The sequence below is a fragment of the Dysgonomonas sp. 520 genome (assembly GCF_010501095.1).
GTDB lineage: Bacteria > Bacteroidota > Bacteroidia > Bacteroidales > Dysgonomonadaceae > QVMP01.
Map to the genome: position 1 here is coordinate 26,202 of NZ_QVMP01000013.1, position 21,753 is coordinate 47,954.

The 21,753-nt window shown below is 40.3% G+C and carries 21 protein-coding genes; 13 read left to right on the top strand and 8 right to left on the bottom strand.

Annotation, left to right across the window (positions count from 1 at the left end; translation table 11 throughout):
* Positions 1-7: 7 nt before the first annotated feature.
* The 10 genes from D0T56_RS09280 (at position 8) to D0T56_RS09325 (ending at position 12,856) form a co-directional block, all read left to right on the top strand.
* Positions 8-3,172: an efflux RND transporter permease subunit gene (locus D0T56_RS09280; protein WP_163319868.1), complete on the top strand. Its 3,165-nt coding sequence runs from the start codon at positions 8-10 to the stop codon at positions 3,170-3,172.
* A 6-nt stretch (positions 3,173-3,178) separates the two neighbouring features.
* The gene (locus tag D0T56_RS09285; RefSeq protein WP_163319869.1) at positions 3,179-4,573 is read left to right on the top strand and encodes an efflux transporter outer membrane subunit; all 1,395 of its coding nucleotides are present in this window, start codon (positions 3,179-3,181) and stop codon (positions 4,571-4,573) included.
* Positions 4,574-4,704: 131 nt separating this feature from the next.
* Positions 4,705-5,481 (top strand): creatininase family protein, encoded by a 777-nt coding sequence (locus tag D0T56_RS09290; RefSeq protein ID WP_163319870.1) that lies wholly within the window; start codon positions 4,705-4,707, stop codon positions 5,479-5,481.
* A 599-nt stretch (positions 5,482-6,080) separates the two neighbouring features.
* Complete coding sequence (locus D0T56_RS09295; protein ID WP_163319871.1) at positions 6,081-6,629, top strand: 4Fe-4S dicluster domain-containing protein; 549 nt, start codon at positions 6,081-6,083, stop codon at positions 6,627-6,629.
* Between the two features lie 78 nt (positions 6,630-6,707).
* Positions 6,708-7,553 carry a CoB--CoM heterodisulfide reductase iron-sulfur subunit B family protein gene (locus D0T56_RS09300; protein WP_163319872.1) on the top strand — a complete coding sequence of 282 codons (846 nt, stop codon included), beginning with the start codon at positions 6,708-6,710 and terminating at the stop codon, positions 7,551-7,553.
* 21 nt (positions 7,554-7,574) lie between these two features.
* Positions 7,575-9,578, top strand: a complete 2,004-nt coding sequence (locus D0T56_RS09305) for a CoB--CoM heterodisulfide reductase iron-sulfur subunit A family protein (protein ID WP_163319873.1) — start codon at positions 7,575-7,577, stop codon at positions 9,576-9,578.
* A gap of 106 nt (positions 9,579-9,684) precedes the next feature.
* Positions 9,685-10,182 (top strand): hydrogenase iron-sulfur subunit, encoded by a 498-nt coding sequence (locus tag D0T56_RS09310; RefSeq protein WP_163319874.1) that lies wholly within the window; start codon positions 9,685-9,687, stop codon positions 10,180-10,182.
* The gene (locus D0T56_RS09315; protein WP_163319875.1) at positions 10,175-10,963 is read left to right on the top strand and encodes a 4Fe-4S dicluster domain-containing protein; all 789 of its coding nucleotides are present in this window, start codon (positions 10,175-10,177) and stop codon (positions 10,961-10,963) included. The genes D0T56_RS09310 and D0T56_RS09315 overlap by 8 nt, the downstream gene beginning before the upstream one ends.
* A 6-nt stretch (positions 10,964-10,969) precedes the next feature.
* Positions 10,970-11,992, top strand: coding sequence for a 4Fe-4S dicluster domain-containing protein (locus D0T56_RS09320; protein ID WP_163319876.1), 1,023 nt, complete (start codon positions 10,970-10,972; stop codon positions 11,990-11,992).
* A 21-nt stretch (positions 11,993-12,013) separates the two neighbouring features.
* Positions 12,014-12,856: an FAD/NAD(P)-binding protein gene (locus D0T56_RS09325; protein WP_163319953.1), complete on the top strand. Its 843-nt coding sequence runs from the start codon at positions 12,014-12,016 to the stop codon at positions 12,854-12,856.
* Positions 12,857-12,914: 58 nt separating this feature from the next.
* On the opposite strand, the gene D0T56_RS09330 is transcribed toward D0T56_RS09325, so the two are convergent.
* From D0T56_RS09330 to D0T56_RS09340, 3 genes are read right to left on the bottom strand one after another with little or no spacing between them, the layout of a single operon-like run.
* On the bottom strand, positions 12,915-13,628 hold the full coding sequence (locus D0T56_RS09330) for a DUF4276 family protein (protein WP_163319877.1): 714 nt from the start codon (positions 13,626-13,628) through the stop codon (positions 12,915-12,917).
* A 1-nt stretch (position 13,629) separates the two neighbouring features.
* Entirely contained in the window at positions 13,630-14,769 is a 1,140-nt protein-coding gene (locus tag D0T56_RS09335; RefSeq protein ID WP_163319878.1) for an ATP/GTP-binding protein, read from the bottom strand.
* Between the two features lie 42 nt (positions 14,770-14,811).
* Positions 14,812-15,714 carry a hypothetical protein gene (locus D0T56_RS09340; protein ID WP_163319879.1) on the bottom strand — a complete coding sequence of 301 codons (903 nt, stop codon included), beginning with the start codon at positions 15,712-15,714 and terminating at the stop codon, positions 14,812-14,814.
* 276 nt (positions 15,715-15,990) lie between these two features.
* Between D0T56_RS09340 and mdh the strand changes: the two genes are divergently transcribed.
* The 3 genes from mdh to nadD all read left to right on the top strand — a co-directional run bounded on the left by mdh (position 15,991) and on the right by nadD (position 18,242).
* Positions 15,991-16,932 carry a malate dehydrogenase gene (mdh, locus tag D0T56_RS09345; protein WP_163319880.1) on the top strand — a complete coding sequence of 314 codons (942 nt, stop codon included), beginning with the start codon at positions 15,991-15,993 and terminating at the stop codon, positions 16,930-16,932.
* 174 nt (positions 16,933-17,106) lie between these two features.
* A complete protein-coding gene (gene gmk, locus D0T56_RS09350; RefSeq protein WP_163319881.1) occupies positions 17,107-17,670 on the top strand; it encodes a guanylate kinase in 564 nt (187 codons plus the stop codon).
* Positions 17,667-18,242, top strand: a complete 576-nt coding sequence (gene nadD / locus D0T56_RS09355) for a nicotinate (nicotinamide) nucleotide adenylyltransferase (RefSeq protein ID WP_163319882.1) — start codon at positions 17,667-17,669, stop codon at positions 18,240-18,242. The genes gmk and nadD overlap by 4 nt, the downstream gene beginning before the upstream one ends.
* 18 nt (positions 18,243-18,260) lie before the next feature.
* Here nadD and ubiE read toward each other — a convergent pair whose 3' ends face one another.
* From ubiE to D0T56_RS09380, 5 genes are all read right to left on the bottom strand, one after another.
* Entirely contained in the window at positions 18,261-18,998 is a 738-nt protein-coding gene (ubiE, locus tag D0T56_RS09360) for a bifunctional demethylmenaquinone methyltransferase/2-methoxy-6-polyprenyl-1,4-benzoquinol methylase UbiE (protein ID WP_163319883.1), read from the bottom strand.
* Between the two features lie 24 nt (positions 18,999-19,022).
* The gene (locus D0T56_RS09365; RefSeq protein ID WP_163319884.1) at positions 19,023-19,205 is read right to left on the bottom strand and encodes a hypothetical protein; all 183 of its coding nucleotides are present in this window, start codon (positions 19,203-19,205) and stop codon (positions 19,023-19,025) included.
* Complete coding sequence (locus tag D0T56_RS09370) at positions 19,202-19,768, bottom strand: zeta toxin family protein (protein ID WP_163319885.1); 567 nt, start codon at positions 19,766-19,768, stop codon at positions 19,202-19,204. Before D0T56_RS09370 ends, D0T56_RS09365 begins: the two co-directional genes overlap by 4 nt.
* Before the next feature lie 42 nt (positions 19,769-19,810).
* Positions 19,811-20,755, bottom strand: a complete 945-nt coding sequence (locus tag D0T56_RS09375) for a phosphoribosylaminoimidazolesuccinocarboxamide synthase (protein ID WP_163319886.1) — start codon at positions 20,753-20,755, stop codon at positions 19,811-19,813.
* A gap of 200 nt (positions 20,756-20,955) precedes the next feature.
* Entirely contained in the window at positions 20,956-21,753 is a 798-nt protein-coding gene (locus D0T56_RS09380; protein ID WP_163319887.1) for a hypothetical protein, read from the bottom strand.

The window sequence follows — 21,753 nt, forward strand, 5'->3', positions numbered from 1 at the left end:
GAATACAATGCTAAAAACATTTATAGAAAGACCTGTACTATCCACCGTTATTTCTATCATCTTCGTGGTGTTAGGTATAATCGGTTTGGCAACCTTGCCGGTAGAACAATACCCCGATATTGCACCGCCAACGGTACAGGTTCAAGCATATTATACGGGAGCCAACGCTGATGTGGTGATGAATAGTGTGGTAATACCTCTCGAAGAACAGATCAATGGTGTGGAAGGTATGACATATATGACCTCGTCTGCCAGTAATGGTCAGGCATCTATAAGGATATACTTTAAACAAGGAGTTAATCCGGATATTGCTGCCGTAAACGTACAAAATCTGGTTGCCCGTGCAACTCCATTGCTTCCGTCGGAAGTGACGCAAGTGGGGGTTACTGTGGCTAAACAGCAAAACAGTACTTTGTTGGGGTTGACGCTGACAACAGATAACCCAGACTATGATGGGGAATTTCTACAAAACTATGCCAACATCAACATCTTGCCGCAGATTAAGCGTGTGTATGGTGTGGGTGAGGCTGCCGTTTACGGAGCAAGAGACTACTCTATGCGTGTGTGGTTGAAGCCGGATGCTATGGCTTCGTACAAAATATCGCCGCAAGAGGTTGTAGGAGCATTGCAAGATCAGAATATTGAGGCTGCACCGGGTGAATTGGGGCAAAACAGCGATCAATCGTTCCAGTATACGATGAGATATACCGGAAAACTGAAATCGGCCGAGCAGTTCGGAAATATTATTGTTCGTTCTCAAGACGGGCAAATACTTCGGGTGAAGGATGTTGCCAAAGTAGAACTAGGTTCTTTGAACTACAGTGTGGTTTCTCAGACCAATATGAACGAGGCGGTGTTTATCGCTATTAGCCAAACGGCGGGGTCTAATGCCCAAGAAGTTATTAATAACGTAAAAGCTGTTCTGATTGCAGCAGAAAAGGAATTTCCTAAAGGTGTTGAAATTAACTATATGATGGACTCCAGTGAGTTCTTGGATGCATCTATTGAAAAAGTTATCCACACACTGTTAGAAGCCTTTGTGCTTGTGTTTATAGTTGTGTTCGTGTTCTTGCAAGACATCCGTTCAACAATTATTCCGGCCATTGCAGTGCCTGTTGCTATTGTGGGAACTTTCTTCTTCTTGCAGGTGTTTGGGTTCTCTATAAACCTGTTGACATTGTTTGCGCTGGTACTGGCTATCGGTATTGTTGTGGACGACGCCATAGTCGTCGTCGAGGCTGTCCATGCCCAGTTGGACGCAGGAGAGAAAGATCCGAAGGTGGCTACAATGACAGCTATGAAGGAAATTGCCCCGGCAATTGTTTCCATCACGCTGGTTATGTCGGCCGTATTTATTCCTGTCAGCTTCATTGGAGGAACTTCGGGTATATTCTTTAAACAGTTTGGTTTGACACTGTCAATCTCGATTCTTATCTCGGCGGTGAACGCCTTGACCTTGAGTCCTGCTCTTTGTGCATTGTTCTTGAAACCTCACGACGAATCGCATCAAAAGAAGAGTTTCATGCAACGTTTCTATTATTCGTTCAACGTAATGTTTAATAGTGCAACGCAGAAATACAAATCTTCATTGCAATTTTTAGGAAAAAAAGGACATCGTTGGATTACGGTTGCAATAATAGCTGTGGCCTCGGTTATATTTGTTGGTTTGATGAAGTTTCTTCCAACAGGATTTGTTCCGAATGAAGATAGTGGAGGTGTAATTGGTTTCGTAACCCTTCCTGCGGGAGCTTCGCTCGAAAGAACGGACTCTATTGTGGGAGAAGTTGTTAAGCTGGCTCAGAGTATAGACGGGGTGCAAGCTGTGACTAATATTACAGGGGTAAACTTCATGGCAGGTATGGGTAGTTCGTATGGTACTCTGATTGTGAAGATGAAGCCTTGGAACGATCGTGAGTTATCGACCAATGAAGTGGCTGCTCTGTTGAAAGAGAAAACAAGCGGTATTAAAGAAGCGACATTCTTCTTCAACCCAACACCAACGCTTCAAGGGTTTGGATTGGGAGCCGGAGTAGATATGCAGTTGCAAGACCGTATGGGTGGAGATATCAACAAGTTTTATGGCGTAACTCAGAATTTCTTAGCTAAAATAGGTAAGAGAGAAGAAGTTATGATGGCAATGACCAACTTCAACCCAAGCTTCCCTCAAAAAGAAATAGAAGCGGATATACCAAAAATTAAGGCTGCGGGACTTACACTATCGCAGGTGATGAATACCATACAGGTATATGTCGGTAGTTCGTATGTGTCAACCTTCAACTTGTATGGAAAGCAGTTCCGTGTGATGGTACAAGCAGCACCGGAGTATAGAAGTAAACTGGAAGATCTGAACGGATTATTTGTTCAAACCGCAAGTGGAGAGATGGCTCCGATTACTGAATTTATCCGCATTTCGGATATAAGTGCGCCTCCAACATTGAGCCGTTTCAATATGTACTCGTCAATGGACGTGACTATCATTCCTAATATGCTGGAAGGTTATAGTACGGGAGACGTTCTCAGGGTTATAGACGAAATGTATCAGGATAAGACAATCTTCCCTGATGGGTATACTTACGAGTTTGGTGGTATGACCCGTGAAGAGGCAGGTAGTGGAAGTCAAACTATCTTGATTTTCGGAATCTGTATCATCTTCGTCTATCTGTTGTTGTGTGCTTTGTACGAAAGTTATATCATACCATTGGCGGTATTGTTCTCATTGCCTGTTGGTTTGGCCGGAGTATTCATTTTCTTAATGATATTCGGTGTATCGCAGGGTATTGTAAACAATATTTATGTACAGATTTCTATGATCATGTTGATTGGTCTTTTGGCAAAGAATGCAATTTTGATTGTAGAATATGCGATACAACGTCGTCAGCAGGGTATGAGTATTGTAGAAGCCGCTGTAAACGGAGCTGTAGCCCGTCTTCGTCCTATCTTGATGACATCGTTTGCATTTATTGCCGGACTATTACCTCTTATGTTTGCATCGGGTGCGGGAGCCATAGGTAACAGGTCTATTGGTATTAGTGCAGTTGGTGGTATGTTTATCGGAACCATGATTGGGGTATTGGTGATCCCGTCATTGTATATCATATTCCAATCTTTGCAAGATAAGATTAGTAAATCAGGTTTAATCAACTCAAATGATGAGTTTATAAATAAGAAATAAGAACTTATGAGTAGTAAAAATATAAAAGGATATGTTCTATTGGGAGTTATACTCTCAATAGGGCTTCAATCCTGTAATATCACAAAATCATACAAGGCTCCGGAAGTTGATACTGAGAATATGTATCGCGATATGAATCCGACAGATACAACTACGATTGCCAGCATTCCTTGGAGAGAATATTTCAAGGACCCTTTGTTGCAAGCATTGATAGACGAATGTTTGGAGAATAACTTTGACCTGAAAATTGCAGGCTCTCGTCTCGAACAAGCTGGAGCAAATTTGAGTATAGCAAAAGCTGCTTTTTTCCCTACCGTAGCTTTAGGTGCGCAAGTAGAGCATAATAGAAATAGTAGAAGTGGAGATGTGCTCAAGGATTATAGCAATGCTTATAGCTTAGGGTTGGTTACTACATGGGAACTGGATTTGTGGGGCAAAATGAGCCGGCAAAAGAAAGCTGCATTTGCGCAGTTCTTGTCGAGTCAGGAATACCGGAATCTGGTGCAAACCAATCTGATTTCGGGTGTTGCCACATCTTATTACACATTGCTTTCGTTGGACGAACAATTGAGAGTATCGAAAGAAGCCATAGTTTTGTTGAGGGAAATGGTTACTACCATGGACGAATTGATGAAAGCCGGAATGCAAAACGGAGCTGCAGTTGAGCAAACAAAAGCAACTTTATACAACACTGAGGTAAGTATCCCCGATTTGGAAAATAGTATTAAACAATTGGAAAATTCTATCAGTACAATGCTAGGAAGGAAACCCGGACCAATAACAAGAGGTTCGTTGGCAGATCAGGTTGTACCTCAAGAGTTGAAAGTTGGACTGCCTGTTCAAATGCTAGCCCGTCGCCCTGATGTAAAAAGTGCCGAACTGGGTATGCGTTCTGCTTTCGAGTTGGCAGTAGCAGCACAAGCAAGTTTATATCCATCTATTAAGCTTACTAGTGGTATGATCGGTTATGGATCAAATACTTTATCTAAGTTTTTCCAACCTGAAAATATCTTAGCTAGTTTGATCGGAGGTTTAACACAACCTTTATTTGCAGGAAATCAATTGAAAGCAAATTTGAAGATACAGAAAGCTGAACAGCAAATAGCATTACTGACATTCGAAAAAACTGTCCTTACAGCAGGTCAGGAGGTATCGGACATTATGTATACTTACGAAACATCGATGCGAAAAAACGAGTTCCGTGACAAGCAGGTCGAATCTCTTGAAAAATCGGTAGAATATACCCAATTGTTGTTGAAAGCCGGAGAGGCCAACTATATAGAAGTTATCACAGCCGAGCAATCTTTGTTGCAAGCTCAGCTAGGACGAGTTTCTGATAAGTTGCAACAGTTGCAGTCTACTGTCGATTTATATAAAGCACTTGGAGGTGGTGTAGAATAACCTCTTTACTTATTTACTGAAAGATATCCCGACTGATTTTATGAATCGGTCGGGATTCTTTTTTTTGTATTGTGCTGGTTATTAATATAAATATATTGTGTAAATTTGAGATTAAAACTTTAGAAATTATTATGTTAGATAGAAACATTGCCATAAATCTTCAAAGGGAGGTGTATGGCAACATCAAAGATAAATCGTACTCTTACGCAGTGCTTCCCTGGGGTGCTACCGAACCTCACAACTATCATTTGCCTTATCTTACGGATTGTTATCTTGCACATGCTATTGCGGTCGATTCGGTCGGAAAAGCATACGATAGATACAATGTTCTGGGAATGGTTTTGCCTCCCATCCCTTTAGGATCGCAAAATCCGGGACAGCGTGAACTTCCATTTTGTTTGCATACTCGTTACGAAACACAAAAACATATACTTTCCGATATTGTGGAGTCGTTGAATTATCAGGGTATAAAGACTCTTATAATTGTGAATGGGCATGGAGGGAATAGCTTTAAGCCGATGATAAGGGATTTGAATGTCAATTACCCTGAAATGCTGATAGCCGTTTCCGATTGGTTTACGATAGAGCCGCAGAATAAATATCTGAAATTCAGAGACGATCATGCGGGAGAATTGGAAACATCCGTCATGTTGCATTATTATCCCGAACTGGTGAAAATGGAATTGGCAGGCAATGGTGAAGGGAAACCGTTTGCCGTAGAATCGTTGAATGAGGGCGTAGCCTGGATTCCTCGCAATTGGTCAAAAGTTTCGGTCGATACGGGAATAGGTAACCCTCATAAGTCGACTGCCGAAAAAGGAAAGATGATTGCAGAAGCTGTTACGGATAAACTAGCCAAGCTATTTAACGAATTAGTGACTAAAGATATATATGATGCCAAGAGGTAGTTGATATCGTTGGTTTATTTTATTTGAGAATGTAGGGGGGCTGTGTCAAAAGTAAATTTCAATGTCTTTTTGTCATCCTGAACAAAGTGAAGGATCTGTTTTTAGAAAGTACAGATTCTTCGTTGCACTCAGAAACAACGTTCGAGGAGCGAAGGTGACTTAATGACAAAAATCAGTAACACTTTGATAGTGCAATCTTACTTTTGGAACATCATCGAAAGTAGGGGTGTGAAATTTTGCGTCCCTACTTTTATTTTACAGACCTGAGAGAATCGCCTCTGCAATCAAAAAAAGCAATTTACAGATTGTGAGGAAATATTTTATTTAACTATTCCTAAAAAAAGTTTCATCTTAAAAAATTAATTATTAAATAATTAGCTACCTCATATTATTTTATTATCTTTAGAAAAATCGAAAATCTTGAAACTGATAAATATGTTTTAAAACATATTATAGAGGCTGACTATTACTGATAAACTATCTATATTTGTGCTGAATTGCTATCTCTACATTTCAATTTGTGTATGTTTTGATATTTAAAGATAGCATATCTAGATAAGATCAACTAAATCAATAAAATACCAAAACTGTCTTCAGATATGGAAAAACAAGGCTACATATCCGAAATTAAAGAGCATACAGGGATAAATGTCAATCGTTGCTATCAGTGTGGAAAATGTTCCGCAGGTTGTGCCGTGACTGACGAGATGGATTATCCGCCTAGTATGGTAATGCGTATGCTGCAAACTAACGACGACGAAAACTACAAAAGTGTATTACAGTCGGAGTCTATATGGTTGTGTATTACTTGTCAGAATTGTGTGACTCGCTGTCCCATGCAAATTGATATTCCTCGATTGATGGATTATATGCGTGAACAGTCTTTACAGAAGAAAATGGTGAGTAAGAAAGCAAAAAATATAGTCTCTTTTCATAAATCATTTCTCGATCCTATCCGTTTCACGGGGCGTTCGTATGAGATCGGTCTTGTGGCAGGATATAAGATGCGTACGTTTAATTTACTGCAAGATTTGAATGTTGCGCCAAGTATGTTTATGAAAGGCAAACTACCTATTCTACCCGAAAGGATAGAGGGGCGGAAACAAATAAAAGAGATCTTCGATAAAACTAAAAAAGAAGATAAATAAAGGCCTCAGACCTACAACTACTTACAACTAAAAAAACGAGGTCGGTTGTTAGAACCGATTGATTAACAATATAGAACAATGAAAATAGGATTCTACCCGGGGTGTTCCCTGAAAGGAACTTCTTCCGAATATGCCCAATCTACATTGGCTTTAGCAAAGGCTTTCGATATTGATTTGGTAGAAATTACCGATTGGAATTGCTGTGGTGCAACTGCCGCTCACAATCTTAATCATGAATTGGCAACAGCCCTGCCTGCCAGAGTATTGGCACTGGCAGAGAAAGATGGTCTGAAGGAGATTGTTGTGCCATGCGCAGCCTGCTACAATCGTTTGAGTGTTACTCAGCATGAATTGAACGAGAATCAGGATCTGAAAAATAGAGTAGAGGAAATTCTTGAAATGCCTCTTAGCGGAAATCTTGAGATTCTGAATGTCATGCAGTTTATCGACAGGTATATTGCTGGTAAGATAGAGGGAAAAGTTGTTAAACCATTCAATCACAAAGTGGTATGCTATTATGGTTGTTTGCTTGTCCGTCCTCATGATGTATTGAAATTTGACCGTTTGGAAGACCCTCAGTCGATGGATATTCTGATGAAAAAAATTGGGGCAGATTCGATGGATTGGGGTTATAAGACAGAGTGTTGCGGAGCAGGATTTTCTGTTTCACGGACTGATATCGTGGGCAAACTTTCGGGTAAAATAGTAAAAGATGCTTACGACAGAGGTGCGCAAGCTATTATTGTAGCTTGCCCGATGTGCCAGTCGAATCTGGATATGCGTCGTCCTCATATTAATAGTTATTTGAAAACCAAGATAGACATACCTGCAATGTATATAACGCAGGCAATAGGTTTGGCGGTTGGTGTGAGTAGAGAAGATTTAGGCTTGAAAAAACTGTTTGTAGCACCAACGTTCGCTTAATATTTTAAACAGAGAAAGAATATGTCAAAAATAGGAGTATTTGTTTGCCATTGTGGTGAGAACATCAGTGCGACTGTCGATTGTAAGAAAGTTGCGGAAGAGGCTGCCAAGTTAACAGGCGTTGAAGTGAGTCTCGACTATAAGTATATGTGTTCCGATCCGGGTCAGACGATTATAAAAGAGGCAATAAAAGAAAAGGGTTTGACAGGGGTTGTGGTAGCTGCCTGCTCGCCACGTATGCACGAGCCAACATTCAGAAAAGCTTGTGCCGAAGCGGGATTGAATCCTTTTATGTGCGAAATGACAAACCTGCGCGAGCATTGTTCGTGGGTGCACGAAAAAAATGACCAAACCACCGAAAAAGCTATTGATCTTGTTCGCATGTTGGTTGAAAAGACCAAACTGAACAAGCCTTTGAACGAGATAAAAGTTCCCGTTTCGAAGAAAGCATTGGTTATTGGAGGTGGTATTGCCGGAATTCAGGCAAGTTTGGATATTGCGAATGCCGGTCATCAGGTTATTCTGGTTGAGAAAGAGGCTTCGATAGGAGGGCACATGTCTCAACTATCCGAAACATTCCCAACACTCGACTGCTCTCAATGTATCTTAACGCCTCGAATGGTGGAAGTGGCTCAGCATCCGAACATTACACTTTATAACTATGCCGAATTGGAAAGCCTTGATGGTTTCATCGGAAACTTTAAGGCAACAATCCGCCTGAAAGCGAAAAGCGTTGACCCTAAAGCATGTACGGGTTGCGGTGCTTGTTACAACAAATGCCCGAAGAAGAAGATCCCCAGTGAATTTAACGAAGGATTGGGTATGCGTACGGCTATCTATACGCCTTTCCCTCAGGCTGTTCCGAATAAGCCTGTGATTGATAAAGAGAATTGTAACTATTATAAGAACGGCAAATGTAAGATTTGCGAAAAAGTATGTCCTACGGGAGCAATTGAATTTGACAAACCGGACGAATTTGTAACGGAAAATGTCGGAGCAATTGTTTTAGCAACAGGCTTTAATGTGCTGAAACCTGATTTCTTCCCGGAATATGGATATGGTCAGTTTAAGGATGTGATCACAGGTCTTCAGTTCGAAAGGCTTGCATCTGCATCAGGACCAACCTTAGGCGAAATTCGCCGTCCATCAGATGGTAAAGTGCCTCAGAAAGTGGTGTTTATAGCTTGTGCAGGTTCTCGTGACCCGGCTAAAGGTATTCCATATTGTTCTAAAATATGTTGTATGTATACTGCCAAACATGCTATGCTTTATCAACATAAAGTGCATGGTGGAGAATCCACAGTTTTCTATATGGATATTCGTGCAGGAGGAAAGAACTATGAAGAGTTTGTTCGTCGTGCGATAGAAGAAGACGGAGCAAACTATGTTCGTGGACGTGTTGCACGTATCTATGAGAAAGACGGAAAACTGATAGTAAAAGGAGTGGATACGTTGTTGGGCGCAAAACCTGTTGAAATAGAAGCAGATATGGTTGTTCTTGCTAGTGCGGGTGTTGCAAATTGCGGGGCAGAAGAATTAGCTCAAAAAATGCACGTATCGTACGACCCATATAAATTCTTTGCGGAGGCTCATCCCAAATTGAAGCCGGTAGAGACAAATACGGCAGGTATCTATTTGTGTGGTGCATGTCAGGCTCCGAAAGATATTCCCGATACGGTGGCAACGGCTTCCGGTGCTGCGGCTAAAGTGATTGGGTTGTTCTCGAAAGACGAACTGACTCGCGAGCCTTTGGTGGCTGTGGTAAACAGGATAGCCTCGCACGATGTATCTACTTGTGTAGGATGTTTTATGTGCCAGACGGCATGTCCTTATCAGGCAATTGAGCGGGAAGAGGTGAAGAACAGAGCCGGAGAAGTGATAAAGACAGTTGCCAGAGTGAATCCGGGACTGTGTCAGGGTTGTGGAACTTGTGTTTCCTTCTGTCGATCTAAGTCGATTGACATTCAAGGTTTCTCTAACGAGCAAATGTATGCCGAAGTATTGGCTGTTTTGAACACCCCTTAAATCTCCAAATGAAGGGGATTATATCTCTGGTTTAAGTGGAAAAAGTGAAATTATTATATATAAAACAAAATAAAAACCTCCCTTTTGGGGAGGATTGGAGGGGTTTATGAATAACGAATTTGAACCAAAAGTAGTAGCTTTCGTGTGCAACTGGTGTACGTATGCCGGAGCCGACCTGACGGGAACCAGCCGCATAAAATATGCTTCGAATGTGAAGATTGTACGCTTCCCATGTACGGGGCGTATCGACTTTATGCTGTTGCTGAAAGCATTTGCAAATGGTGCGGATGGTATCATCGTTTCGGGTTGCCATCCCAATGACTGTCACTATACATCAGGAAATTTCCATGCCCGTCGCCGTTGGATACTCTTCCGAAGTCTGCTCGATTTTATGGGAATTGATATCAATCGTATTCAATTTTCGTGGGTATCGGCTGCCGAGGGAGCTAAATGGGCAGATATTGTGAATAAGACAGTTACGAACATTCGGGAACTGGGTCCTTACATGGAATATCGTAGGGCGGCTAATTTTTTGGAAGCGAACGAAGAAGAGTTGACGAAAGAATTGGCTCGAAATAAAGAAGAGGAGGTGAAACATGGCTGAACTGAACAGTAAAGTAAAAGAGCTTTTTGAAAAAGACCTGATAGACATTTTCATCGGTTACGAAGAAGGAACACGAAACCCTCGTCCATATTTTGCTTATTCGGCGCAAGATGCAGATAATCTTGTGTTTAACGATAAGTGTCAAGGAAATCTGGCAGTTTATCTTACCCGTAAAGATTTAGTCGGAGGAAAACGGGTTGGTATTTCTGCATCCTATTTTGCATTGAAAAGTATTTCGCAATTGTTCGACGAAAACCAACTGAAAGAAGATCTTCTTATCGTTTTAGGAATGAAAGAAGATGGTTCTATTCTGGAGTTTAAAGGATTGGACGAAATAAGAACATATTTGAGCGAAGCGAAAGCCCCATCGAAACAAAAAGATGATGAATTGTTGAAAGAATTGTCTGAAATGTCTCAGGCTGAACGTTGGCAGTTTTGGTCAGACGAATTATCCAAATGCTTCAAATGTTATGCTTGCCGTGCAGCTTGCCCGATGTGTTATTGTACAAAATGTATCATTGAGGTGAATCGCCCGCAATGGATACAGCCTTGGATTTCGACGCAGGGCAATATGGAATGGCAAATAAACCGTGTGATGCACATGGCCGGGCGTTGTTCCGACTGTGGATCGTGTGGCGCGGCTTGTCCTATCGGAATCCCGATTCATTTGCTGACTCATATGATGACGAAAACAGTTGCAGCTAATTTCGGTGAATCGAACGAGCAAGGAAATGTGCTTTCTACATTTAAACCGGATGACAAAGAAAACTTTATATTGTAAGAAGTTATGGAAAGAAAATATATATCCCAAGACTCATTAAAAACGTGGTTGAGCAAACTCAATGATGAGGGCAAACATATTTATGCACCTGTGGCAAAGGGCGATAAGACGGATTTTAAGCATATAAAATCGGTCGGCGAAATTTCGATGGAGCATATTCAAACAACACAATCGGCTAAAGCAATTGCATTTCCTCGCACCGAAAAACTATTTTCCTACACAAAGAATAAGGGGGATGTTTCTCTGCAAGATTACGATTCGAGCGTGATTCCCGAAACAGTTGTTTTTGGTTTGCATCCTTGTGATGCAGCCGGATTTCGCCCGTTATCAAATATTTTCAATTGGGGTACACCCGATACGCCTTTCAACGAAAGGATGAAACGTACCACGCTGATTGCCTTAAGCTGTTCGCAGTGCGACGAGGCGTGTTTTTGTACGTCAGTGAACGGAAGTCCCGGAAATACCGAGGGCAGCGATATTCTTCTTACAAAGATTAAAGACGGTTATTTGGTTGAAGTGGTAACCGATAAGGGCAAGGAACTCGTATCTAAATATGAAAATCTATTTGACGCAGCACCGGAGGTAAACAAGGAAGAATTTTTAGCCAACGTTCCTCAAAAGTTCGGTTTGGAAGAACTGCAACAGCGAATATCCAATATGTTCGAAAGCGAGGTCTGGAAACAGCAATCGGCTCGTTGTCTTGGCTGTGGAGCTTGTGCATTTGTTTGTCCTACATGTGCTTGTTTCGACATTCAGGAAGACAATAAGGGCAGTAAAGGAAGCCGGCTTCGCTGTTGGGATTCTTGCGGATTCTCCCTGTTTACTGTTCATACATCGGGGCACAATCCTCGTGAAGTGCAGAGCCAGAGATGGAGGCAACGTTTGTTGCACAAATTTTCGTATATGCCCGAACGCCTTTCGGTAAGAGGCTGTACGGGTTGTGGACGCTGTTCAAGGGCTTGTCCGGTGGATATGAATATTGCGGAGCATCTTAGCTCAATTAGTAAATTGGAAAATGTAGAAAAATAAGTGTTAACCGATAACTGATAACTGATGACTGAAAAAAATATATATCTTCCTTATTTAATGACTGTTGAGAAAATAACTCAAGAGGCTCCGGGTGTGAAAACTCTGAGATTGAAATTTAAGGATGAAGAAGACGAGAAAAATTTTAGTTTCAAAGCAGGACAATTTGCCGAATACTCGGCTTTTGGCGAAGGGGAGTGTACTTTTTGTATAGCTTCCTCACCAACCCGTAAAGGCTATGTGGAATGTACTTTCCGTGAAGCAGGGCGGGTTACTTCGGCTTTGGCTAAATTGGAAGAAGGAGACACGATGGGTTTCAGAGGCCCTTATGGAAATACGTTTCCGATTGATGAATGGAAAGGAAAAAACTTGCTATTCATAGCCGGTGGTATCGCCTTGCCTCCTATGCGTTGCGTGATTTGGAATGCCTTGGATACACGCGAAAATTTCAAGGATATTAGCATCCTTTATGGTGCAAAATCGGTTGCCGATCTGGTTTATAAGCACGAATTGAAAGAGTGGGACGAAATGCCTGACGTGAAACTGGTAACAACCGTTGACCCGGGTGGCGAAACTCCCGACTGGAAAGGAGAGGTTGGCTTTGTTCCTTCCGTATTGGAAAAAATGAACCCTTCTCCCGAAAATACGATTGCAATTGTTTGCGGGCCTCCCGTAATGATAAAGTTTACTTTTCCTGTACTTGAAAAGCTCGGTTTTAAATCGGAGAATATCTACACAACTCTCGAAAACCGCATGAAGTGTGGGGTAGGGAAGTGTGGGCGTTGCAATGTCGGTAATAAATATGTCTGTAAAGACGGTCCTGTGTTCTCGAAAGTGGAACTGGAATCACTACCTGCCGAATATTAACGATATTATATAAGAGAAATGGAAATCCTGGCTTAATCTTTTGTAAGTCAGGTTTTTTTTATTTCGACATTCTCATTTTGTCCAAAATCGACAACAAATGATTGAGGGCGGGAATATCGTATCTGACATTGTTTTCCAGATTGTTGAAATCGAGTTTGTGCACCAGTTTTTGAACTTGCCAGTATTTTTTCGAATAATTGCGTCCAACAAGGCGGTATATTCTATCTAAATCCTGAGACGGATGCTTCCTTTTCATTGCATTTTCGTGATAAGGGTCGAAGCCTAAATGACGTTTAATGAAATGACTAGTCAGCCTTTTATCTACCTTTTGCAAGTGGTTTGATTCGGCAAGAAACCAAGTTTCAATTTCTTGAACCACAACAATGAAGTCTATTTCTTCGTGATATTTATGGAACTTCTTAGGAATAAACTTCAAGCCATGCTCCAACCGTTGCAAATCTTCTGTGGGTAAGGGGTAGAGGTCACGCATCCCGATAATGTAGCTGTAACCCGAATTAGCAAGAGAACCGACATTTTCCATCACTTCCGATTTTACCCTGTTGTCGGCTCCGCAGTCGTAAATCAAAGCTGTGTATTTGGGGTTCAGAGGGATGTTTTTCTTTTTTGCAATTTCGTATCTGGGCACGCTGGAGCCACCTCTCGACCGTTTCAGGATGATGGACACATTGTCTCGTCCCAGAGCCTCTTCCACAAGGCTGGTTACGAAAATCTGCTCAGTTTGTCCTTCTACAAATATTGCAATCTTTTTCATCTTAATCTTCCTGATCTATCGAAAATCCGTTCATATAAAATTGAGATGCCAGAAAGTCGAAGTTACTCATTCCGGTATACTTGAAATCGTCAAAGTTTTGTTTCGAGTTGTAGTAGTTATAAAATATCGCTTTATTTGGCTTACGCTCTATTACAGACCAATATTCAAGAGGAATGGCGTTCATAATATAACGATCGTTGGTGGTGAAAATTACCTGAATTTTCGAATCTTTCAATTTCTTTATAATCAGGTCGATCAGTCCCTTCGAACGATCAAAATCCAATCCTTCGCCCAAATCGTCAATCAAAACGCAGAAAGAAACATTGTTGAGTAGAGCCATATTTAGTTGAACGATAAACGTCAATGCCCTGAACATTCCCTGCGACATTTCCAACTGTCCTGTTTTTTCCTCAAGATCAAGCTCTTTCACATAAATTCCAATGCCTTTCGTGCTCTCTTGAATGCCAATGGAGTCGATAGGATAGTCCAGAAACTTCATGTCTTCGATTATTTTCTGGTCGAAATTCTTGCCATACATTTTTTTTGCGGCATATACCATGTTCAGCACATCTTTGCGATTGGGCAATGTATGTTCCACATTTTTATCCAGTTCGTCCATGCTGTTTGCCAGTCTCTTTTTCTCGACCTGATTGGTGAAATTGGCTTTTTGCAGCGAATATCCCCAAAGGTAAAAACTGCCTAAGTAGGGAAATTCGGGATTGGTATGATTGGATACGACAAGTTTGTTGTCATTTTCATCGAAATCTATAAATCCGTTTTTTTCTTCCGAATATATTTTGCGTTTTTTTCTGTCGAATTTACATTCTTTATTGATAAGTATCTGTTCCTCAATAACAACACTGTCCTTTACATGCAGGATGTACTCGTTTTTATCTCCGTCGTTATCAAAAACCAAATGATAGAAACTATCATTGAAAGGAATCTTTTCAATTTTTTTATCCAATGCCAGAAGTTCGGCAATCTCTCTGATTACCCCTAGAGTTCGGCTCTTTCCGGCGGCGTTTTTGCCTACAATCAGATTGATATTTCCGAATTGAACAAAATCATCGTTCCGGTCTTCAATCGACCACTCTTTAGGCTGACCCTCAAGCCTTTTGTATCTGAATGCTTTTAGTATCATAGTTATATGGATTTAGGTCGCAAACCTTTTTTTATACTTATCTTAATCTGAAAGCGTAAATCTTGAAGAACCAATCCTGTTACCGTCTGCAAAAATATCGACACGATAGGTTCCGGGCATTAAAAATTCTTCAACCTTCCAATACATTACAACAGAGGTTTCCTCACCCGTATATTCTACCAGTCTTTTCATCGAATAATTTACCTGTCTGTTTTCGTAAGCAAATGTATTTGATGCACTTTTGGTCAACACACTATCGTCGGGTTTCATAATTCTCACATATATGTTTCTTTCTCCCGGTTCTGCGGTAATGTTTTTTGTGATGAGGAATGAAACAACAAATTGCTCAATTTTCTTTATGTTTTTCTGGTCTTTTCCCTTTGCGTTTGTTGCTCTTACCGAGATATTTGTGGCATCCAACTTGGCTGCAAGGGTTACTTTCTCCGACAGGTTCGACTTTTCTTGCGATACCTGATTCAGTGCACGGCTTGTTTCCTGATATTTGTTCGTTATTTCAAGTTTTTCCTGTGTCAGTTGCTGATTGATTCTATTCAGGGAATCTATTTGTGCAACATACGATCTCAGTACCGATCGAAGTGTAGTTAACTCATCCTTAAGTCTTTTTATTTCTTTAGCATCGGACGATTTGGTTGCCTCAAGTTTTTTTATCTCTTCCATCAATCGTTGAACCTTAGTCTGTTCATTTTCAAGTTGATGAAGCAGAGAGTCGTTTCGTATATCGATTTTCAGCTCTTCATATTCTGCATCAAGGTTTTTATACTCATCCTCGATCTGTTGCCTCGAAAATTCAATTATTTCCTGATTCTCTTCCAGTTGTGTCTTTTGTTGGAGAATGAAGTACGCGGCAACCCCCAATCCGGCCAAAAGCAAGATGATGGCAACAATTAGAACATATTTTAATTTATTGTTTTTTTTCTCTTCCATTACCCAAATTCGTTTAACATTGTGTACTTATATAAGAACAAATATAAAACCTTTTTATCAGATAAGCCGTAAAACACCTTTTGGCTTTCAATTTTTTTAATAAATAGATTGAATTTATACAATTAAAACTTTCTTTATTTAAGAATAAGCACCTACTTTTGTTACTCTGATATTGGAGGCTGTATCAATGATAATTTGATCATTATATCAGTCTTTTCGGGAATATGAGTATACTGAATGTAGTCACTAAATTATAAACTAAATAAATTAACTATTATGTCGAAAGTAACTGTTGTTGGTGCAGGAAATGTGGGTGCAACATGTGCCAATGTTCTTGCATTTAAGGAAATAGCAGACGAAGTGGTAATGCTGGATGTGAAAGAAGGCGTATCGGAAGGAAAGGCGATGGATATGAACCAGACAATTCAATTGTTAGGTTTCGATTCACGCATAAAAGGAGTTACAAATGATTATGCAGCAACAGCAAATTCGGATGTTGTGGTAGTCACTTCAGGTATACCCCGTAAACCGGGAATGACTCGTGAAGAGTTGATCGGTGTAAATGCGGGTATTGTAAAATCTGTGGTTGAAAACATCCTGAAATATTCTCCCGATGCTATTTTGGTGATGATTTCCAACCCGATGGATACAATGACATACTTGACTGCAAAAGTAACCGGCTTGCCAAAGCACCGTATCATCGGTATGGGTGGAGCTTTAGATAGTTCACGTTTCAAGTACTACCTGAGCGAAGCATTAGGAGTAAATGCAAATGAGGTGGAAGGTATGGTTATTGGTGGACATGGCGATACTACCATGATACCGGTAACACGCTTGGCTAACTATAAAGGAATTCCGGTGTCGGAACTGTTGACGCAAGAAACAATAGAGAAAGTTGCAGCCGATACTATGGTTGGTGGCGCTACTTTGACAGGGTTGTTGGGAACTTCGGCATGGTATGCACCCGGAGCGGCCGGAGCCTATGTGGTAGAATCTATTCTTCACGATCAGAAACGAGTTATGCCATGTAGCATTATGTTGGAAGGCGAATACGGACAAGAAGACATTTGCATAGGCGTTCCTGTTGTTTTAGGCCGTAAAGGTTGGGAAAAAATCATAGACCTGAAATTAACAGCCGACGAAAAGGCTAAATTTGAAGCATCAGCACTTGCTGTAAGGAAAACAAATAATGTGCTACGAGAAACAGGGGCTATTTAAATAAATTGTCCTTATAATTTGATGAAATGATAAAGGGTAACTTTCGAGACGATATTGAATGTTACCCTTTTTTTCTGATTATCGAATAATATGAAAAACATCAGAACTCTTTTGGTTATATTTTCTTATTTTTGCACAAAAAATAACGATTAATTAATACATTTATAAGATTAAATGGGAAAACTTGTCATTTTTTCTGCGCCATCGGGTTCAGGTAAGTCAACTGTAGTAAATTATTTATTGAAGCAAAACTTAAACCTTCATTTTTCTATTTCTGCAACAAGCCGTTTGCCCAGAGGCTGCGAGAAAGATGGGGTTGAATATTATTTTCTTACTCCGGAAGAATTCAGGGAACGAATTGATAATGAGGAATTTCTTGAATATGAAGAAGTTTATCCCGATCGTTTCTACGGAACTTTGAAATCGGAGATAGAACGTATTGTGAGTAATGGAGGAAACGTTATTTTCGATGTAGATGTTGTAGGAGGATGCGGTATAAAAGCATTTTACGGAGACGAAGCTCTTTCCGTATTTATCCAACCCCCGTCTATTGAAGAATTGGAAAGACGCCTTGTGAACAGAGGAACAGATTCGCCTGAGGTTATTCAGGCACGCATCGAAAAGGCTGAATATGAAATGACTTTCGCTCCGCAATTTGACGTTGTTATTCTGAATGACAACTTAGATCAGGCAAAGGCGGAGGCTTTATCAGTTGTTTCTGAATTTTTAAAGAGATGAACATCGCAATATTTTCGGGGTCGTTCAACCCTATACATATAGGACATCTTATCTTGGGAAATTTTGTTACGGAATTTACTGAGATTGACGAGGTTTGGTATCTCGTAACACCTCATAATCCATTGAAAGACAGTATTGATCTTTTGAATGAGTCGCTTAGATACGAAATGGCAAAAATGGCTTTGCGGGGTTATGATAAGCTGAAAGCCAGTGATTTTGAGTTCAATTTGTCAAGGCCATCTTATACCATCCAAACTTTAGATGCTTTGCGAGAAGCGTATCCTCAACATCGGTTTTCTTTGTTGATCGGAGCCGATAATTGGAGCGTTTTTGACCAATGGAAAGATTATCAAAGTATTGTAGAAAACTATAAAATATATGTTTATCCCCGTTTGGGTTCCCGTATTTCCATTATGCCTAAATTCCGCAATCGGGTAGAGGCGCTTGACTCTCCAATCGTAGAAATATCCTCGACCTTTATTCGTGAGAATATAGTTAACGGAAAGGATATGAGGGTTTTCCTGCCAACTGATGTATATGATTTTATTATTGAAAAAGGGTTGTATAGATAAGTTGTAGGGGAAAAATCCTCATTTTTCACCCAGATACATAGTGCAGATGCCGAAAGTATAAGTTTTGTGTTTTGCGTTTCGGAAACCATTTTTTGTGAGTGTATCCACCATCTCTTTGCCCTGTATGAAAGCCTGAATAGACTCAGGGAGATATTTGTATGCGGTTCTGTCTTTCGATATCAATCGCCCTATTGTTGGGATGAAAAGTTTTGAATAGAGCCAATAGCCTTGCTTTAAAGGGAAGTATTGAGGAGTTGTAAGCTCCAGAATCATTAATTGTCCGCCGGGTTTCAATACACGAAGTATTTCCTGCAAGCCTTTGTTTAGGTTTTCAAAATTCCGCACTCCGAAAGCTACCATTGCGGCATCGAACGAATTGTCCGGAATGTCCAGAGCCATGCAATCTTGTTTTTGGAAAGTAATTTTGTCGGAAAGACCAAATTTAGCTACTTTTTTTCTACCCACCTCCATCATTCCTTCGGAGATGTCGATAGCTACAATTTCTTCGGGTTGAAGAAGCGCATAAGCCTGTATAGCCAAATCTCCCGTTCCGGTGGCTATATCAAGTATTTTTTCAGGTTTTTTGCTTTGCAGCGAAAGAATGCTTTTTTTTCGCCATCCCTTGTCAATACCCATCGAGAGGGTATGGTTCAGAGTGTCGTAGTTTTCCGCTATCGAATCGAACATACGCTCTACCTGAACGCCTTTACGTTCAGACGAATTGTAGGGAACAACGTTTTCGGCTTTGTTCGTCATCTAAAGGTTTGCTTGACGAGTTTTTTAAGCTTTATGTGCTTCAACACCAGTAGCGTTTAATTTGCGTGCTTTCACTTTTACAATTTTCCCATTTTCGGAGAAGATAAGGTTACCATCTTCTTTTTGCTTCTTTTCGATTAATCGAGTGTAAGATAAGTTAAGACCTACTAATAATTTATTACGCAGAGCTATTTCCTTACGATTCATACGTTTTTTATTTGGTTAAAAATCTCTTTATCATGTTCCTCTATCACTTCTTCTTTTTTTCCTTCAACAATAATTTTGAAGGGGTTTTCAGAGTTATTCACTACCATCCAATAATCTGAAATAGGAGTGTATAAAGAAAACAAATTTTGAATTCCCGATTTATATCTCCGCCTGATCACTTCTTTGGGCACATTGTGCCCGCCAGTCCTGACCCTGTCTTCGACTCTTTTAATAGCCAATTCCGGAGAACTGAGCCAAAAGTATAACAAAGTTACGAAATAACCTAATTTTTGCGCCTTTTTAATAAACGATGCATAAGATTTGGTTGCGAGGGTTGTTTCGATGGCAAAATCTTGTTTTTGCCTCAACATCTCTTCCATTCTCATTATCATTATGCGTCCGGCGTCAATAGAGGCTCTCTCCGGTTGAAAGGGAGAAAGTCCTCTGGCTATTTCGTCGGCATTGATAAACTCTTTGCAATCCAACATTTCGGGCAAAATGGTATATGAGGCAGTCGTTTTGCCTGCACCATTGCACCCTGATATTATGTATAGATTTGGCATGTATTAAAAGGTTTAATCAGAAAGTAAAAGTATTCAATTATTTTATTTTTTCAAATAGTCTTTAACATTCTTTTCTATTCTTGCTGCTACGTCCGAGGCGTCTGCTTTTTCAAATTTTTCGCCTACAATTTTTTCGTAAAGCTCAATGTATCTGTCCGATACAGAGTTGCAATATTCTTCGGTCATTTCAGGAATGTTTTGACCTTCTTTTCCTTGAAATCCGTTGTCCATTAACCATTTACGAACAAACTCTTTCGAAAGTTGACGCTGTTCTTCTCCTTTTTCAAATAAGTCTTTGTACGTGTCTGCATAGAAGTAACGGGAAGAATCGGGTGTATGTATTTCGTCTATCAGGTAAATTTTATCGTCTTTTTTTCCGAATTCATATTTCGTGTCAACAAGAATCAAGCCTTTCTGCGCAGCCATTTCCGTACCTCGTTGAAACAGTGCATAGGTGTATTTTTCAAGTTGTTCGTACTCTTCTTTTGATACAAGGCCTTGAGCTATGATCTCTTCTTTCGAGATGTTTTCGTCGTGACCTTCATCTGCTTTGGTTGTAGGCGTAATGATAGGAGAGAGGAACTTCTCGTTTTCTTTCATCCCGTCAGGTAATGGTATACCGCAAAGTGTACGTGCTCCGGCTTTGTATTCGCGCCATGCACTACCCGTCAGATAGCCACGTATTACCATCTCAACCTTATATGGCTCACATCTCAGACCAACGGTTACCATAGGGTCGGGGGTTGCTTGTTTCCAATTGGGAACGATATCGGCAGTTGCATCTAAAAATTTAGCTGCTATTTGATTTAGAACTTGTCCTTTGTATGGTATTCCCTGAGGAAGCACAACATCAAACGCCGAAATGCGGTCTGTTGCTATCATAATCAAAAGGTCGCTGCCAATAGAATAGACATCCCTCACCTTTCCGTGATATACGTTTGTTTGTCCTTCAAACTTATAATCTGTCTTCACTAAAGTATTTTTCATTCTGATAAGAATATTAAAATTTATATTGAATAATGTGATACGTGGTTTATTTATACCTGATTATATCAAATAACACTTTATTCGATATAATAATTATTGTTGTTTATAAATTCATGCAAATTTAATAACAAAAAGCTAAGACCGGCTTTTATTCAGGTAAAAAAATAACAGGTGACAAAAATGTTTGCCACCTGCATCTACTATTGTTGGTAGGTATATTTGTAGACTCTTTTTCTCCCCTGGCTATCTGTTATTTGGGTCGGATTGTTTTTGTTGTCAACTTTGTCGACAGTATAACTCTCCGTTTCGGTTTTGTTTGATGCTCCATCTTTATGCAATTGCTCCAATTCTTCTTTCAACAACTGCCCGTTTTCATCGTATGTCCAGATGGTTGTATTGATAGGGTCGGTTTTGGATGATGTTTTTTTCAGAGAACGTATCACCTGATTGCGGTCGTTAAGTGTTTCAGTGATGTATGCCTGATTTGACTCTTGACCGTTTTTCTTTTGTATTACGTATTCTTTGATGATTTTCTTGCCATCGGAATATTCTACATCCTTATAGCTTGTGCCCCACCAATCGTCGCCTATTTGTTGCCATTTTTCCTTGTTGCCGTTTACGCTTATTCTACGCCATGTCGATTCGGAAGCATAGTGCTTGTCGTTGAGATTGAATCCTTTATATATTTCCATTACACGTCCGTCTTTATCGCGCTTGTAGGTATCTCTTTCCATTAATACTTTCTTCAACTGATTAGGATACGAGCGTCTTTCCAGTAATTTACCGTTTGTGTTGAAGGTGTATACCTCTACACTGGATATTTTTCCGAATGGGTTGGCTTTAGTTCCTTTCGATCCATCGTAATGAGTTATCTGAAGAGTGCTGAACTTGCCGTTGAGTCCCATATAGGCAGGATCTTTGATAAAAATACTTTGGTTGTTGTTCTGGGCAAATGCGACCGCAGAAGCGAACATCAGAAGAAATAATAATTTTTTCAT

Excerpts from the sequence above, each read along its gene's own strand:
- D0T56_RS09280 (WP_163319868.1), top strand. The coding sequence starts at position 8 with ATGCTAAAAACATTTATAGAAAGACCTGTACTATCCACCGTTATTTCT.
- D0T56_RS09285 (WP_163319869.1), top strand. The coding sequence starts at position 3,179 with ATGAGTAGTAAAAATATAAAAGGATATGTTCTATTGGGAGTTATACTC.
- D0T56_RS09290 (WP_163319870.1), top strand. The coding sequence starts at position 4,705 with ATGTTAGATAGAAACATTGCCATAAATCTTCAAAGGGAGGTGTATGGC.
- D0T56_RS09295 (WP_163319871.1), top strand. The coding sequence starts at position 6,081 with ATGGAAAAACAAGGCTACATATCCGAAATTAAAGAGCATACAGGGATA.
- D0T56_RS09300 (WP_163319872.1), top strand. The coding sequence starts at position 6,708 with ATGAAAATAGGATTCTACCCGGGGTGTTCCCTGAAAGGAACTTCTTCC.
- D0T56_RS09305 (WP_163319873.1), top strand. The coding sequence starts at position 7,575 with ATGTCAAAAATAGGAGTATTTGTTTGCCATTGTGGTGAGAACATCAGT.
- D0T56_RS09310 (WP_163319874.1), top strand. The coding sequence starts at position 9,685 with ATGAATAACGAATTTGAACCAAAAGTAGTAGCTTTCGTGTGCAACTGG.
- D0T56_RS09315 (WP_163319875.1), top strand. The coding sequence starts at position 10,175 with ATGGCTGAACTGAACAGTAAAGTAAAAGAGCTTTTTGAAAAAGACCTG.
- D0T56_RS09320 (WP_163319876.1), top strand. The coding sequence starts at position 10,970 with ATGGAAAGAAAATATATATCCCAAGACTCATTAAAAACGTGGTTGAGC.
- D0T56_RS09330 (WP_163319877.1), bottom strand. The coding sequence starts at position 13,628 with ATGAAAAAGATTGCAATATTTGTAGAAGGACAAACTGAGCAGATTTTC.
- D0T56_RS09335 (WP_163319878.1), bottom strand. The coding sequence starts at position 14,769 with ATGATACTAAAAGCATTCAGATACAAAAGGCTTGAGGGTCAGCCTAAA.
- D0T56_RS09340 (WP_163319879.1), bottom strand. The coding sequence starts at position 15,714 with ATGGAAGAGAAAAAAAACAATAAATTAAAATATGTTCTAATTGTTGCC.
- mdh (WP_163319880.1), top strand. The coding sequence starts at position 15,991 with ATGTCGAAAGTAACTGTTGTTGGTGCAGGAAATGTGGGTGCAACATGT.
- gmk (WP_163319881.1), top strand. The coding sequence starts at position 17,107 with ATGGGAAAACTTGTCATTTTTTCTGCGCCATCGGGTTCAGGTAAGTCA.
- nadD (WP_163319882.1), top strand. The coding sequence starts at position 17,667 with ATGAACATCGCAATATTTTCGGGGTCGTTCAACCCTATACATATAGGA.
- ubiE (WP_163319883.1), bottom strand. The coding sequence starts at position 18,998 with ATGACGAACAAAGCCGAAAACGTTGTTCCCTACAATTCGTCTGAACGT.
- D0T56_RS09365 (WP_163319884.1), bottom strand. The coding sequence starts at position 19,205 with ATGAATCGTAAGGAAATAGCTCTGCGTAATAAATTATTAGTAGGTCTT.
- D0T56_RS09370 (WP_163319885.1), bottom strand. The coding sequence starts at position 19,768 with ATGCCAAATCTATACATAATATCAGGGTGCAATGGTGCAGGCAAAACG.
- D0T56_RS09375 (WP_163319886.1), bottom strand. The coding sequence starts at position 20,755 with ATGAAAAATACTTTAGTGAAGACAGATTATAAGTTTGAAGGACAAACA.
- D0T56_RS09380 (WP_163319887.1), bottom strand. The coding sequence starts at position 21,753 with ATGAAAAAATTATTATTTCTTCTGATGTTCGCTTCTGCGGTCGCATTT.